This window comes from Streptomyces sp. NPDC101194 (genome assembly GCF_044767885.1).
Lineage (GTDB): Bacteria > Actinomycetota > Actinomycetes > Streptomycetales > Streptomycetaceae > Streptomyces.
Genome location: NZ_JBIWOS010000002.1, coordinates 234775 through 249732, shown reverse-complemented (window position 1 = coordinate 249732; position 14958 = coordinate 234775). Strand labels below are relative to the sequence as shown.

13 protein-coding genes are annotated in these 14958 nt (G+C 71.7%); 6 read left to right on the top strand and 7 right to left on the bottom strand.

All coding sequences use genetic code 11. The features are described from left to right. Positions 1 to 178: 178 nt before the first annotated feature. The 4 genes from ACIRP2_RS07780 to ACIRP2_RS07765 form a co-directional block, all read right to left on the bottom strand. Positions 179 to 1063: a DUF5707 domain-containing protein gene (locus ACIRP2_RS07780; protein ID WP_404247619.1), complete on the bottom strand. Its 885-nt coding sequence runs from the start codon at positions 1061 to 1063 to the stop codon at positions 179 to 181. A gap of 246 nt (positions 1064 to 1309) precedes the next feature. Then, positions 1310 to 2242: a hypothetical protein gene (locus ACIRP2_RS07775; protein ID WP_404247617.1), complete on the bottom strand. Its 933-nt coding sequence runs from the start codon at positions 2240 to 2242 to the stop codon at positions 1310 to 1312. Between the two features lie 188 nt (positions 2243 to 2430). After that, the gene (locus tag ACIRP2_RS07770) at positions 2431 to 5634 is read right to left on the bottom strand and encodes a sacsin N-terminal ATP-binding-like domain-containing protein (protein WP_404249380.1); all 3204 of its coding nucleotides are present in this window, start codon (positions 5632 to 5634) and stop codon (positions 2431 to 2433) included. A 447-nt stretch (positions 5635 to 6081) separates the two neighbouring features. Further along, entirely contained in the window at positions 6082 to 7017 is a 936-nt protein-coding gene (locus ACIRP2_RS07765) for a DUF3027 domain-containing protein (RefSeq protein ID WP_404247615.1), read from the bottom strand. Positions 7018 to 7449: 432 nt separating this feature from the next. On the opposite strand from ACIRP2_RS07765, the gene ACIRP2_RS07760 reads away from it, so the two are divergent. The 4 genes from ACIRP2_RS07760 to ACIRP2_RS07745 are packed head-to-tail and all read left to right on the top strand — an operon-like array spanning position 7450 to position 11010. Then, entirely contained in the window at positions 7450 to 8871 is a 1422-nt protein-coding gene (locus ACIRP2_RS07760) for an MFS transporter (RefSeq protein WP_404247613.1), read from the top strand. 27 nt (positions 8872 to 8898) lie between these two features. Further along, positions 8899 to 9378: a DUF2771 domain-containing protein gene (locus tag ACIRP2_RS07755; RefSeq protein WP_404247611.1), complete on the top strand. Its 480-nt coding sequence runs from the start codon at positions 8899 to 8901 to the stop codon at positions 9376 to 9378. Positions 9379 to 9416: 38 nt separating this feature from the next. Beyond that, positions 9417 to 10163, top strand: coding sequence for a futalosine hydrolase (locus tag ACIRP2_RS07750; protein WP_404247609.1), 747 nt, complete (start codon positions 9417 to 9419; stop codon positions 10161 to 10163). Beyond that, on the top strand, positions 10144 to 11010 hold the full coding sequence (locus ACIRP2_RS07745) for a 1,4-dihydroxy-6-naphthoate synthase (RefSeq protein ID WP_404247607.1): 867 nt from the start codon (positions 10144 to 10146) through the stop codon (positions 11008 to 11010). Before ACIRP2_RS07750 ends, ACIRP2_RS07745 begins: the two co-directional genes overlap by 20 nt. A 32-nt stretch (positions 11011 to 11042) precedes the next feature. On the opposite strand, the gene ACIRP2_RS07740 is transcribed toward ACIRP2_RS07745, so the two are convergent. Beyond that, a complete protein-coding gene (locus ACIRP2_RS07740) occupies positions 11043 to 11426 on the bottom strand; it encodes a cold-shock protein (RefSeq protein ID WP_351081896.1) in 384 nt (127 codons plus the stop codon). Between the two features lie 220 nt (positions 11427 to 11646). Here ACIRP2_RS07740 and ACIRP2_RS07735 point away from each other — a divergent pair, with 220 nt between their 5' ends. Beyond that, complete coding sequence (locus ACIRP2_RS07735) at positions 11647 to 11871, top strand: hypothetical protein (RefSeq protein ID WP_351081894.1); 225 nt, start codon at positions 11647 to 11649, stop codon at positions 11869 to 11871. A 302-nt stretch (positions 11872 to 12173) separates the two neighbouring features. Here the strand turns inward: ACIRP2_RS07735 and ACIRP2_RS07730 are convergent, their stop codons facing one another. Together ACIRP2_RS07730 and ACIRP2_RS07725 are read right to left on the bottom strand one after the other, a co-directional pair. Beyond that, complete coding sequence (locus tag ACIRP2_RS07730; RefSeq protein ID WP_404247605.1) at positions 12174 to 12521, bottom strand: LuxR C-terminal-related transcriptional regulator; 348 nt, start codon at positions 12519 to 12521, stop codon at positions 12174 to 12176. Between the two features lie 342 nt (positions 12522 to 12863). Then, on the bottom strand, positions 12864 to 14075 hold the full coding sequence (locus tag ACIRP2_RS07725) for a hypothetical protein (RefSeq protein WP_404247603.1): 1212 nt from the start codon (positions 14073 to 14075) through the stop codon (positions 12864 to 12866). A gap of 156 nt (positions 14076 to 14231) precedes the next feature. Here ACIRP2_RS07725 and ACIRP2_RS07720 point away from each other — a divergent pair, with 156 nt between their 5' ends. Beyond that, positions 14232 to 14483 (top strand): hypothetical protein, encoded by a 252-nt coding sequence (locus ACIRP2_RS07720; protein WP_404247601.1) that lies wholly within the window; start codon positions 14232 to 14234, stop codon positions 14481 to 14483. The last annotated feature ends 475 nt before the right edge of the window (positions 14484 to 14958 follow it).

Sequence of the window (14958 nt, the reverse complement as noted above, 5' to 3'; positions counted from 1 at the left end):
CCCGGGGCGGCCGGGGGGGGGGGGGGCGCCGCCCCCCCCCCCCCCGGGCCCCCGGGGGGGGGGGGGGCGGGGGGCGGGGGGGGGGGGGGGGGCCCCCCCCCCCCCGCCCCCGGCCCGGAGTGCTGCGCGGTGGTGCGGGTGCGTACGGAGAGGTACGCGGGAGTTGCTTCGGGAACTCCTACTTCACGTCGACGAAGTCGCCCGCGGTCGTGACGGCCGGGGTGGTGGACGTACCGGCGAAGCTGTAGCGCCAGTAGCCGTCGACCGTGGCCTTGGACGTGGTCTTCAGGTTGCCGGTGCTGTTCGTCTTGATGGTCTTGATCGTGGTGTAGGTGGAGCTGGTCTTCTTGCGGAACTGGAGCTTCACCGACTGTCCGGTGTAGCCCTGGTACTTGAAGGTCTCCCAGTTGGCCCGCGAGAGCTTGCCGGTGATCGTGATCGTCCCGCCCTTCTTCACGGGCTCCGGAGCGGCGTCGACCGTCAGCTTCGACAGCCGCTGCACGCGGGCGGTGCTGTAGAAGTCGGTGTAGGCGATGTCGGTCTGGTTACCGGCGAGCGCGGCCGCGGTGACGTGCCAGGTGCCGGCCAGGGAGTTCTTGTACAGGTCGTAGCGCGGGTAGATCGTGTAGGTCAGCTTGCAGGTCGAGGTCGTCGCGTTGACCTTGGTGCACTTCGCGGCGTCCTCGTTCGGCAGGATGGCCCCGTCCAGGGTGTTCTCCGAGGACGGGTCCGTGCCGTGCCACAGGTCGGCGTAGGCGTCGACGACACCGGACGCGTGCGACGCGGTGACCGAGATGGAGATCGTCTTCGCGGCCGTGGTGCCGAGGACGATGTCCTTGCCGCCGTTGACGACGACCTTCGAGATGACGGGCTCCGCCGTGGCCGCGCGGGTGGCCGCGGCGGCCTTCGACGATCCCTTTGCGGCGGTGCCGAAGACCTCGGCACCCGACGTCGGCTTGTGCAGGTTCGCAGCAGAGTGGTCGCCCGCCTGGGCGGCCGGGACGGCCAGAGCGGACAGGGCCAGGGCGCCGGAGACGGCAGCAACAGTGGCACGAATGCGCATGTGTTTCCCCAGTGGAGAAAGGGGCCCCGCGAGTACGTGGTACGACCCGGGCGGGGCTCGTTGGGTCTGAGAGTCTGCTGACTCGTGAGACCAGACCTCTTACGCATGTGAAGGGTTGTACGCAAAGTGGAGTTCTTGTGTGTCGCCTTGCAGTGAGAAGCGCGGCGCGCCACGCGCAGGGCCGTGCCCGGGGACGGTGGCCGTCCCCGGGCGCGGCCCGCGGTGGTGCGTGTGGCGCGACGGAACTTACTTCACGTCGACGAAGTCACCGGCGGCCGAGACGGCCGGGGTGGTGGACGTACCGGCGAAGCTGTAGCGCCAGTAACCGTCGACCGTGGCCTTGACCGTGGTCTTCAGGGTGCCGGTGCTGCTCGACTTGATCGTCTTGATCGTGGTGTACGTGGAGCCGGTCTTCTTGCGGAACTGGAGCTTCACCGGCTGCGTGGCGTAGCCGTGGTACTTCAGGTCGTCGAAGTTCGCCCGCGACAGCTTGCCGGTGACCGTGATCGTCCCGCCCTTCTTCACGGGCTCCGGAGCGGCGTCGACCGTCAGCTTCGACAGCCGCTGCACACGGGCCGTGCCCAGGCCGTCCTGCAGCGCGAAGCCGATCTTGCTGACGTCGGGGCTCCTCGGGTCCTGGCCGTTGTAGTCGACGGCGAAGCCCATCGCCTTCCACGTCGTGGCATCGGCGTTGCCGATCAGGTCGACCTGCGGCCAGACGGCGATCTGACCCTTGCAGGTGGCGACCGTGGAGGAGACGGCCTTGCAGGTGGGGGCGGCATCGCCGTAGAACTCGTTCGTCGGGTCGCTGAACGAACCGCGGTAGAGCGAGACATCGAGCTCGAAGTCCGAGGCGAAGATGTTCACATCGGCGGCGTGCGTCACGGTGAACGTGGTCGGCACGGTCTTCGTGGCGGTGGTGCCCACGGCGATCGGCTTGCCGCCGTTCACCGTGAACTTGGAGAAGGTGAGGTCGAGCTGACCGGGGGTGCTCTCGACCGCGAGGGAGCGCGCGCCGGACTTGGCGCCAAAGTCGCCTACGGTGGTGGACCGAGCTGCACGCGCGACGTCGCTGACGGTCGAGCGGTGCGTGTCGTCGGCCTGGGCCGCCGACGGAATGACAAGGGCGGAGAGAGCCAGGGCGCCGGTCACGGCGGCCACGGTGGCACGAATGCGCATGTTCATTCCCCAACAGGGAGAAGGGGCCCGCGGCGGTCGTCCGCCGGGGGCCCGAGATCGTCTGCGAAGCCTGGTGGCTTCGCAGGAGAGACCACCGGGACACATGAACGGTTGTGCGCCCGCTGAGGAATTCCTGTGCATGCGCTGCGGGCTCCGGCACCGATGTGCTCGAAGCCCGCACCGGCCGGTCAGTCGAACCAGCGGTCCCGGGCCAGTTCCTCCGTACGGGACGGGTCCTCCAGCAGCGCCGCGACCTCGAAGCGGCGCGGCCACTGGCCCGCCGCCCAGGCCAGTCCCGCCGCGACGCCTTCCAGCGTGGCGGCGTGCACGGTCCCGTCGGAGGTGCGGCGCCAGTCCAGTTCGACGCCGCCGGCACGCAGCTCGGCGTGTTCGAGGTACGCGTCCGGGGTTCCCGCGCCGAGCAGCACCCGTACCGAATCCGGCACGCGATGCTCCTCGCCCTCCGTCGTCACCTCCGCCTCGACGCTCTCGCCGAGCCGCCGTACCTGGAAGAGCTCGGCCAGATCGGCCGCGCGCGCCGGGGCGACCGGCAGCAACGGAAGCCCGCCGGTGAGCGGCAGCAGGTCCGGGGCGTCCGCGATCACGGCGTCCGCCGCGTCGACCACCCGGACCTCGCCGTCGACCACGGCCCGCAGTTCGTCGGGGAGCGTGACCTGTTCCGGGTCGAGATCGGCCAGCGCCGTGTACAGGGAGTGCAGTTGTACGGGGCCGACCTCACGGTCCTCGTCCGCGAGCCGGCCGAGGAGTTCGGCGGCGCCGCCGGGCTCGTCGAGGAGGGCTGCCACGGACGTCCGTACGCCGAGGGCGCGCAGTACCTGGGCGTCGTCGAAACCGGTCGCGTCGGCGGAGTCGTACAGCCCGGCCAGCCGCGGGTCGCCGGACGCCGCCCGCAGGCCGGCCGGGCGGCGGCCGTCGAGCACGGGGTGGTCGCGCAGCCACCAGGCCGTGTACGGGCGGACGGACTGCGTCGTGCCGTCGGGCAGCAGCACCCGTACCGGTTGGGTGAGCGCGTCGCGCAACGGCGGCTGGGCGAGCAGTGCGAGCGCCTGCGGCCAGGCGTCGTCGTCGACGAGGTCCAGGTCGCGGACGGCGACGAGTTCGGTGGCGACCGGTGGCACGGGGGTGTCCGGCAACTGGTCGAGAACGTCCTCGCACCACACGTCCACGGCGTCGAGCAGTCCGGCGTCGTCGGGTTCGGCGAAATCGCCCTCGCGGGGTTCCAGTTCGTCCGGGTCCAGGACGACGTCGGCGGCGCGAACGAGGGCGAAGGTGGCGAGCACCCCGCAGGCGGTGAGCGGCTGCGCTCCCCAGCGGTCGGTCAGTTCCTGGTCGCAGAGGGCGAGTTCACCCTCCCGCATGATGGCTGCGAACGGACTTCCGGGCAGCACGAGTTCACCGGCGGGCGCGGGCTCGCCGTCCTCGTCGGGCAGGGCGAGAGCGCCGAGCCAGGGTTCGTCGCCGGGTGCCAGTTCGGCGTCCCGTACCAGGGTGAGGACGGTCTCGGCGAGTTCGTCGGCGTCCAGCGCGTCCTCGTCCCAGATCTCGCCCGCGTCCAGCGATCCGGCGACGGCTGCCCGCACCTGCGGGGTCGTCAGCACGGCGCGGGGCGTGGCGGGCAGGGCGCCCAGCTTCTCCAGCAGCGGATGGGCGGCGTCCGGGTGGGCGACCTTCAGCCCGAGCCGGGCGAGGCGTTCCAGGACCGGGCCGGTGAGGGCGTCCGGGAGCGGGAGGAGGACCTGGCGGGGGCCGACGGCGGTGCGGGGGGCGGCCGGGGTCCCGGCGTCCACCGCCTGCGTACCGGCGAGCGGGACCGGCAGGCCGGACAGTCGGTCCGGGTCGATGCCGGACAGGCTGTCGTACAGCCGCCGCCACCAGCCGGGGTCGCGTTCCAGCCCGGCGAGGCGGTCGATCGCCTCGGTCAGCGGGACGCGGGCGACGCCGAGGGTGCGCAGTTCGCTGCGGCGCTCCAGTCCGGCGGGCAGCAGGCACGGCAGGACCTCGGCGAGCACCCGTACGGTCTCGGCGCCGACGCCCTCCAGCACCTCGGCCTCGATGGGGCGCAGCGCGGTCGTGGCCGCCTCGCGGATGCCGCCCGCCGCCGCGTCCCAGCTGTCCCACCGGTCCGCTTCGGCGGCGGGGTCGCGCGGGGCGGCGGGTTCCAGGAACGCGACGCGCGGCAGCCGCTCCAGGATCGCGCCGCGCAGGGCACCGTCCAGCTCGCCCTTGCCGAGCGGCCCGGGGACGAGGTCGATGGTGTCGATGGACAGCGGCTGCCAGCCGGCGAGCAGTTCGGCGTACGCGTCGGCCGCCCGCTGCACCAGGAAGTCGGTGAGCGGCCCGGGGGCGGGGTGACGGCGGGTGGTGTCGAGCGGCAGCGACGCGATGAGCAGCGCGGGAATGCCGAGGGGTTCGTCGGTGGGGGTCGGCGCGTGGACGACGGGGGCGGTGCGGGGACGTACCGGGGCGCCCTCCGCGTCCACCGGGACCGCCCAGGTGACCGACCAGTGCGGCCGGAGCCGTTCCTCACGGGGCCGGTCGGCGAGCAGGGCGGGCTCCACGGCACCGTGCCGGACGGCGGTGCGCCAGCGGTGCGTACCGTGCGCGGAGTCCTCGACGTGGGTGTACGGGCCGTGCTGCGAGCGGCGCAACGTCCGCACGGCGTCCGGGGTTTCGATCACGACCTCGTCGAGGCCGCGCAGGGTGAGCAGGAGCGCGTCGTCGACCGCGGTGAGCAGCCGGACGACGAGGTCCTCCGCGCCGCCGTCGCGCAGCGGGAGGACGACGACGGTGTCGTACCCGTCGGGTGCGGTGCCCTCGGCGGGCAGCGGGAGCCGCAGCAGCGGTACGTGGCCGTCGCGGCGGCGGAGCTCGTCGCCGAGGCCGGGGCTGGCGACGGCCGCCCGTGCGGCGAGGTCGCGGGCCTCGGCGAGGGACCAGCGGACGCCGCCGTGCCGGCCGACGACGGCGGGCTCGTCGCTCACCGCGAGCACGGCGGCGAACCCGACGCCGAACCTGCCGACGGCGCCCTCGTGACCCTCGCGCTTGGCGGAGGCGCGCAGGGTCGAGAGCGATTCCACGCCGGTGGCGTCGAGAGGGGCGCCGGTGTTGGCGGCGGCGAGCACGGCGGGGGCGTCCGCGGTCGCCGCGTGCAGGGTGAGGCGGAGTCGGCCGGGGACCTCGGCGCGGGCGGCGGCGTCGGCGGCGTTCTGGGCCAGCTCGACGACGAGGCGGTCGCGGTAGCCGCCGAGCGCGAGGTCCTCCTCGGCGTTGGCGTCCTCACGGAATCTGGCGGGGCCGGCACCCCAGGCGTCGAGCACACCGCGTCGCAGCCGTGCGGTCCCGAACGGATCGGCCCCCTCGGTCGCATTCATGCTCACGCTCTGACTCCGCTCTTCTCCGGTTGCACGTTGCCCGTGCCGCCAAGTGTGCGCCTGAAGGTACCGGGTCCTCTCACCGGACGGGGCGCCGCGAACGGCACTCCACGCGGGGGATGGCGCATCTGCCCCACCCGGGGGCCGGGTTCCGTCCTCGAACGCCGCACGGGCCCGGGCGCGGGCCGACCAGGGGTCTCTCGTCCGGATCAGCCCGGATGGCCGCAGGACCGTGTCTGCGCGCCGGGGTGCTCCCTCGGCCGGGGCCGCCCTCGCGGGCCGGGGCGTCCCCTCGCGGGGACGGCCGGATCAGGCCCGTCCGGCGATCGTGGACTGCACGGGTGCGCCGGGGGCCCGCGGGCTCACCCGGAGCGCGCCCGAGCGCCCCGCAGCCCCGCGCCGAGCGCCCCGCGCCATGCGTACCGCGCCCCGCGCCCCGCGCCCCGCTCAGGAGTGGCCGAGATCCTCCGTGGGGGTGTCCGCTTCCGCCGGGACCGAGCCGGAGTCCCGGGCCGGGCGCAACGGGTACTCGTCCACCTGCATCGTGTCCAGCGCGTGCGGCACCGGCTTCGGCGGCTTCGGCATCACCGCCGCCTCCGAATGCCCGCCGCACCCGTACGACAGCGACACCACATGTCCGTCCGCCGGACCGAACTCGTTCGCGCACACCCCGAACGCCTGCCTCAGCGATCCCGCCAACGGCACCAGGAACGCGCAGGTCATGCACGAGGCCGGGGCCGCCTGTGCCATCGGTGTCTTCGCGCCGAACGCCTCGTCCCACCGGTCGGCCGCCGCATGCAGCCCGTACCGCGACAGCACCCGCGCCCGCCGCATGCCGAGCTCTTCCGCGACCGCCGCGATCGAGCCCCGGCTCGTCGTCGCGGGGCGCGTCGTCAGTTCCGCGTCCTCCACATCGACGAGGTCGGCCATCTCCTGCGACATCTCGGAGACCGCGGAGTTCGGCGGCGGCTCGTCCTCGCCGGTGTAGCCGGGCTCCAGACGGATGTCGTCCGCCTCGGTGGGCAGCAGATCGCCGGGCCCCATGTCCCCGGGGCGCAGCCGCTCGCTCCACGGCACCCACTCGGGGGCGAGGAGCGCGTCGCTGCCGGGCAGCAGCACCGTCTCGTCGAGGGTGACGTTCTTCGCGCGGGAGGCGCGCGCCACGGTCACCGCCCAGCGCCAGCCCCGGTAGCCCGGCTCCTTGCACTCGAAGAAGTGCGTGACGACCCGGTCTCCCTCGGAGACCACGGCCACATGCTCACCGACGACCCCCGGCGCGGCTGCTTCCTCGGCCGCGGCGCGGGCGAGGTCTACCGCCTCGGCGCACAGACGGTCGGGGACGGGGGTACGGGCCGTACGGCTTCGCGTCGTCGCAGCACTCACAGGTCTCGCTTCTCTCCTACGCCAGTCTCACGAGCGCGCCAGCACATCCATCGATTTCGGCCATGACGGATGCGGGCGGAGCGGACCTGGGGGCCGCGTCGACGTCCACACCCGTTGTGCCTGCCTCGGGCGCACCTTCTGCCATCCATTCTGCGGGATCGCCGATAGGCGCGCGGCCGAGAGAAACCGCCGGTGGCGCGCTACGCACGCTACCCTCTCCGCCGCCCCCCGCCCACCTGCCCGTCCCAAACAGGCCGTATCCGGCTCCGTGGCCGGGCGAGGACCGCCCCGGAACACCCGACGGCCACCGGCCGGTTCCACCGGGCCGGCCCGGCCCGGACCGGGCCGGCGACTGGCCCGACAGGGCGGAGTGCGTTCGTGCCCCTCACCCGTCCCGGTTCGCCGGTGTCATGACTGGGGCACTATGACGAGGTGACTTCCGCCAGGTCGCACAGGGATTCCGGCCCGCTCCGCAGGACGGGCCGGACGATCGGTCGTGCCCTGCGCACCCCGTTCACCGGCACCGCGAGAGGAATCCGCAAGGCGACGCACGCCCACGGTGCCGGGGAATCCGGGCTCGGCAAGCTGATCGAGCTGCACGCCGTGAACGGCGCGGGCGACGTGATGATCACGGTCGCGCTCGCCTCGACGGTGTTCTTCGCCGTACCGACGGACGAGGCCCGCGGCCGTGTCGCGCTCTACCTCGCCGTCACCATGGCACCCTTCACCCTTCTCGCCCCCGTGATCGGCCCGCTCCTGGATCGTCTGCCGCACGGCCGCCGGGCCGCGATGGCCGGCGCGATGCTGGCCCGCGCGGTGCTCGCGCTCACCATGGCGGGCGCGGTCGCCACCGGCGGTCTGGAGCTGTATCCGGCCGCGCTGGGCGTCCTGGTCTGCTCGAAGGCGTACGGAGTGGTGCGCAGCGCGGTCGTGCCACGCCTGCTGCCGCCCCGCTTCTCCCTGGTGAAGGCGAACTCCCGGGTCACCCTTGCCGGGCTCCTGGCGACCGGTCTCGCCGCCCCGATCGGGGCGGGGCTGCAGACCATCGGCTCCGGCTGGCCGCTGTACGGCGCGTGCGCGATCTTCGTCGGGGGAACCGTCCTCGCCTTCACGCTGCCGCCCGAGGTCGACTCCGCCAAGGGCGAGCGGAGGGCCCGGCTGGTGCTGCCGCACAGCGTGACGTCCGCCCGGCCCGCGACGAACCGGAACGGAAAGGGCGGCAGGGCGGGACGCCGGGAGAGGAACGGGGAGAAACGGCCCGGCCTGCGGTCCGTGGGACCGTCCGTGCTCAACGGGCTCCAGGCCAACGCCACGCATCGCGCTCTCTCCGGCTTCCTGATCTTCTTCCTGGCGTTCCTGCTGCGCGAGCAGCCGCTCGCCGGACAGAGCGCCGCCGTCTCGCTCGGCATCGCCGGCGTGGCGGCCGGCGCGGGAAACGCCGTCGGTACGGCGGTCGGCTCCTGGCTCCGGGCACGCGGCCCCGAGGCGATCGTCGCCGCGGTGCTGGCCCTGGCCCTGGCCGTCGCCGTGCTCGCCGCCCTGTTCTTCAGCACCGTCATGGTCGCCGCGCTCAGCGCCACGGCGGGCTTCTCCCAGGCCCTGTCGAAGCTCTCGCTGGACGCGATGATCCAGCGCGACGTACCGGAGGAGGTGCGGGCATCCGCGTTCGCCCGGTCCGAGACCGTGCTCCAGATGGCGTGGGTGGTCGGCGGCGGAATCGGCATCGCCCTCCCCCTCAACGGCGTACTGGGCATGTCGGTCGCCGCGGGCGTCCTCGCCCTGGGCGCGGCCACGTCCGTACGGGGTCTGCTGGGTGCCGCTCGGCGCGGCTCGCCGCACCCCCGCGTGGCATGAACCGGAGCGACCGATAGCCTTCGGCCCATGACCGTTGCGTTCTTCTCCGGTAAGGGCCGTCGAATCGGCGTCGCTCTCGGTGCCGTGTCCGCGGGACTCCTTGTCCTCTCCGCCTGCAGCAAGCCGACGCCGCTCGCGACCGTGACGGTCGGCGGAAACTCGGTGAGCACCGAGGCGGCCTGCTACAACGACGGCAAGCCCCTCAAGACGTCCGAGTACCAGAGCTGCCTGAACAAGAAGGCGGAGAAGTCCGTCGAGGTCGCGATGGACGACAAGGTCCGCTTCGGCGTCGACCCGGAGATCGCGAACAACGGCTGGACGCTGTTCATCAACGGTCAGCAGGCCGAGCAGGAGCCGTACAAGAGGACCTACCGGTCCATCCCGGGCAGCGCCTTCTTCTCCAGCCAGACCGGCGAGACCACGAACAAGACGCAGATCAGCATCGTGGAGACCAAGGGCAAGCAGCTCACGGGCGTCTGGCACTTCGAGCTGAAGAAGTCTTCCTGACCCTCGTCCGTCCCTCCTGACCTCGGAGGATCCGCCCCGTGCGTGTGCTCGTCGTGACCGCTGTCCCAGCAGAACGGGACGCGGTCACGCGTGCTTTCGGGGACGGGCCGGAGGTGGCCGTGCGCCATGCGCCCGGCACCGAACTCCACCGTGTGGGCACCCCCGGCGGCGACAGCGTCGTCGATGTCCTCGCGGGCGGCGCCGGGCCGGCCGCGGCCGCCGCCGCCACCGCCTTCGGCCTCGCCGCCGGCCACGTGTCCGGGCCGGGCTCCGCGCCGTACGACCTCGTCGTCTCGGCCGGGATCGGCGGCGGCTTCGCACCCGTGGCGCCGGTCGGCTCGCTCGTCGTCGCGAGCGGCATCGTCGCCGCCGATCTGGGCGCGGAGACGCCCGAGGGCTTCGTGCCCGTCACCGCGCTCGGCTTCGGCCGGGACCGGCACCTCCCGCCCCGCTCACTGGTACGGGACGTGGCCGCCGCCACCGGCGCGCTCACCGGCGAGATCCTCACCGTCTCGACCGTGACGGGCAGCGCCGAGCGCGCCGCCGCCCTGCGCGCCGCGCACCCGCGGGCCGCCGCCGAGGCCATGGAGGGCTTCGGCGTCGCCGAGGCCGCCGAACGGTCGGGCGCGGCGGTGCTGGAACTGAGGGCGGTCTCGAACGCCGTCGGCCCGCGCGACCGGGAGGCGTGGCGCATCGGCGACGCGCTGGCCGCGCTCACCGAGGCGTTCGGGAAGCTCGTACCCGTACTGGAAGGTTGGACCCACCATGACCGACACGACACATGAGCCGTCGAACCCGTTGCACATCGCGTTCTCGCCGTGCCCGAACGACACCTTCGTCTTCGACGCCTGGGCGCACGGAAGGGTCCCCGGCGCGCCCGCCCTCGATGTCACCTTCGCCGACATCGACATCACCAACGGAATGGCCGAGCGCGGCGAACTGGACGTGCTCAAGGTCTCGTACGCGGTCCTGCCCTGGGTGCTGGAGGAGTACGCGCTGCTGCCGTGCGGTGGGGCGCTCGGACGGGGCTGCGGACCGCTCGTCCTCACCAAGGACGCGGGCACGGATCTGACGGGGAAGACCGTCGCCGTGCCGAGCGAGCGCTCCACGGCGTATCTGCTGTTCCGGCTCTGGGCGGCGGAAGTGGTGCCGGGCGGGGTCGGCGAGATCGTCGTCATGCCGTTCGACGAGATCATGCCCGCCGTGCGCGACGGGAAGGTGGACGCCGGTCTCGTCATCCACGAGGCCCGTTTCACGTACCAGAACTACGGTCTGCACAACCTCGCCGACATGGGCCGGCACTGGGAGGAGACGACCGGGCTGCCGATCCCGCTCGGCGCGATCATCGCCAAGCGGTCGCTGGGCGCAAAGACGCTGAAGCTGCTCGCCGAGTCCGTGCGCACCTCGGTACGGATGGCCTGGGACGAACCGGAGGCGTCACGGCCCTACGTGCTGGAGCACGCCCAGGAGATGGACCCTGCCGTGGCGGACCAGCACATCGGGCTGTACGTCAACGAGTTCACCGCCGACCTCGGTGAGGACGGCTACGCGGCGATCCGCGGACTGCTGACCCGCGCCGCGGCCGAGGGGCTGGTACCGCCCCTCGGCCCGGACGCGCTGTCGTTCGTCTGAGATCCGGCGGAAGGCCGGGGCCGGACCCGGTCCTACACGTCGAGCTGATCGGCGACCGCGCGCAGCAGGCTGCCGATCTTCTTGCCGGCCGCCTTGTCGGGGTAGCGGCCGCGCTCCAGCATCGGCGTGATGTTCTCCAGCAGGGTGGTCAGGTCCTGCACGATGGACGCGAGCTCGTCCGGCTTGCGGCGCTGTGCGGCCGCGACGGACGGGGTCGGGTCCAGGACCGCCACCGAGAGCGCCTGGTCTCCGCGCTGACCTGCCACGACACCGAATTCCACACGCTGGCCGGGCTTGAGTGCGTCGACGCCGTCGGGGAGCACGGAGGAGTGCACGAAGACGTCGCCGCCGTCGTCGCGGGAGAGGAAGCCGAAGCCCTTCTCGCTGTTGAACCATTTGACCTTGCCAGTCGGCAAAGCACGCACCCCATCTCAACCCGTATGCAACCTGTATGCCGGAACAAAGCCTCAGCAGGTCAGGCTATCCAGTGGTGGTGCTCCCCTGCTGGCAGAAGCCTCCCCAGGTGAAGTACCCCTCGTCAAGCCTGGTCATCCGGACTGTGTCCAGAAACGGTGCCTGCGCCACGTGCGGCTCGCCGTGGGACGTTTCACCGGTGCCGGGAACTACCCTGGCGGGGTGAGTACTACACCTTCTGGCGCAGGTGACCGGCTGGTCCGGATCGGCGCGATCGTCTTCTTCGTCGGCGCACTGTCCACCCTGGCCACCATGGCCCCCCTCTTCCTCGGCACCCATCCGCTTCCGCCCATCGCGTGGTCGCTGTGCATGCTGATGGGCGTGGGCTTTCTGATCGCCGCGGCGGGCGTGGTGCGCTCGGTACGGGCGGGGGCGCCGAAGCGGTAGAGCGGGGACGCCCGGCGGGCCGTCCCCTCCTCGCGCAGTTCACCGGCGCCATCGAGTCGCCGGCCGATGCCGCCGACGAGATCAACACGATCGGTCCGGGTGTGCGCCGCCCTCGGCGGGTGGTGGACGACGGTACGCACGGACTCGGCAGGTACGGCCGGAGCGCCGGTTCCGGCTGCTGCCGCCGTACGCGGACGACCGCTTCGCGCGGCCGGTACCTCATGGCCGACACGATCGAGAGCATCGGCCATGAGGAACGACTGCGGCACCGGGTCCGCCCGAGGCGGGTGGACCCGGTCGCCTTACGCAACAGTGGGCTCGCGCCAACGGCCCGGGACCTTACCGAGATGCCGGGAGCATGACAGATCGGCACACAGCGAGCCGTGGGCCAGGGCAGAGACGATCGCGGCCTGTGTCCGCGTCTGCTGCCCCAGCTTGGCAACGATGTTCGCGATGTGTGCCTTCACCGTGCGTTCGGCAATCCCCAAGTCCCTGGACAGCTCGCGGTTGCCCAGGCCCGTCCCCAGCAGCAGCAGAACCTCTCTTTCTCGTTGCGTCAGGGTCTCCAGCCGCCAGACACCGGGTTCCGGGTTGTGGCCGGTTCGCCGGTAGGAGCAAGCCATGTCCGCCACGTCGGACCGATGGGTCATTCCGGTCCCTTTCTGGACGCCGCGATTCCCAGCAGACCCCCGTGGCCTGGGTGCTGCGACGACCACCGGCCAACCTATCCGCTCGGTCATCCGATGTTCATTTCATTCTGGCGGCGCCAACTTCCAAATCCGACAAGGGCATTGCCCAAGAGGGAGGGTCGACCTGTCGGGGTGATGCCCGAAAGAACGAAGGACTTGCAGCGACGCCGCCTCGCGCCGGCACCGCACCACCGGAACCCGGCCGACGGTGAGCAACTGATCCCATGAGGGGACGACCTCGACGCGGAAGCCCCGCACCGTGCTGATGCGGGGCTTCCCATGTGGGCGGCTCGCGCGGCCGTCCTACTTGAACTTGCCGTAGTAGCCCGTGAGATCAGCCTCCGGGCACGTCGCCGACCCCACCAGGCAGAGCTCGTTCGCGTACTTGCGCTTGTAGACGTCCGTGACCTTGCCACCGTTGTAGATGTATATGTGGTGGTTCGGCATCAACCGATGCTTGCCGGAGATGATCGACCAGTTTCCGCCGGTCGTCACGTGCATCGAGAGCGCCCCGTCGATCGCTCCCTTGACGCCTCCCAAGCCCTTGCAGAAGGGGTTCGTGGCGTGTGTGATCAGCCGCACGTCCACGTACTTGCTGCCCGACCCCATCTTCTTGGCCTTCATGTCCTTGCCGCTGGCCGTCTTGGTGGCGACCAGCTTGCCCGTCTTCTTGACGTAGACGTGGCTGGCCCCGATGTCCTTGTAGCCGTCGACCTTCTTCGACTTCCACGTGATCAGCGCGTTCAGGACCGTGCGGTACTTCGACGACTTCCAGTCGTAGCCGTGACCGTCCCCGCCGAACTGGAAGTTGCGGCCGTAGTCGCAGCCTGCGAGCGGTGCGTCGACCTTCTTCTGGGGTATGAACGTCATCCACGTCACCGTGGTGGTCTTGGCGACCGCCGCCGCGGTCGCCTGCTGCACGGCCTGCCGACGCAGTGCGCTCAGCTGGTCCTCTCCCCTGCGAACCGTGGGGACGGACACCTGCATGCCCCATACGCGGGCTTTCGGGCTGCCACCCTTGGGCAGGATGGGTGCGACCCGGTAGGTGTGGCGGCTGCCCGCTTGCAGTCCGGTGTCGTGGAAGGACGTGACCCCGGCGCCGAGCGAAGCGATGTCCTCGCCGTCACGGCTCACGACATAACGGGCCTGCCGGTCGTACCCCTGCCAGGAGATGTCCACGGAGGAGGTCCCGGTCGCGGTGGTGATGCCCTGGTCGGTCATCGAACGGTCGACCACCGCCGTGCGACTCGAAGACGTCCGCAGCACCGCGAATCCCTGGCTGTTCAGCACGCGGCCCTCCGCGCTGGACGAGGCGAAGCCACTCACGTCCGTCAGCTCGTGCGCGCGCACCGAGGACAGGGAGAAGGCGGGGGAATCCGGGCCAGGGGCACGCCCTGGCGAGGCGGAGGCCGTGACCTCGGTCGCCAAGAGCGCGAGGGGGACCACAGCGAGTGATGTCAGCTTCGCAGCACGACCGGTCAGCTTCACGAACTTCTCCCGTTTTTCGGATCTCATGCGGTCGCCGCAACACTAGGAACCAATCGAGGCAGCCGATATTGACCCATGGGGCACTGCCCCAAAGGGCACCCTCCGTCTACCGCGACGAGCTGCCATGATGGGACTCACGGGATACCGCTCCCGCGCAGCAGCCCCACAGCGAAGGACAGCGAAATGCCCACCGGACAGTCCGACAGCCCCGCGTCGCTCTACGGTGGCGCCTCGTCCACCCTGGGCATCCTCGCCTGCGTCATTTCCCTGTTCGCCGGCTACATAGGAGCCGGCATCCCTGTCATCTTCGGCGCCCTGGCGGTCACCCTCGCGACCATCGGCTTCTTCGCCGGGTCCCCTCGCCGCTCCTGCATCGTGGGCCTGTGCACCGGGCTGTTCGGCTTCCTCCTGCCCGTCATCGTCACGGCGGTCTGAAACACTCGCGCAGCAGGGGGCGCGCACCTGAGGCAGGTGGGCCCGTCGTTCAGTTGTGCACCGCTGCCGGGCAGGCGTCGGTGCCGGTCGAGGCACCCCGGTATCTCCAAGTCCCGTGCGAGGTGGACCGGTTGCCCGGGTCGAACGTGCAGGCGCAGTCGCTCGTGCGGCGGACCGAGGCGCGGCGGATCCGACCACCCCGGCCCACCACGATCCGCCGCCCGTCCCCCTTTCGATGGAACCCCCGGCTGCCTGAGGTACGCGCAAAGCGCGGGCCGGGTTCGTACCTCGCGTGCGGGCGACCCGCTCGATCCCGAGGTTCGAGGGACGGGGCTCCGCTTCCGCCCCTCGCGTGATCGCTGGGCATGCCGGCGGGCCGGGAACTCTTACTGACCGCAAACACCACGAGCCCCACCCTGCCGCCGTCCGACCCCCACCTCACGGGACGGCAACAGGAACCGAAAGGGGCCAGAAC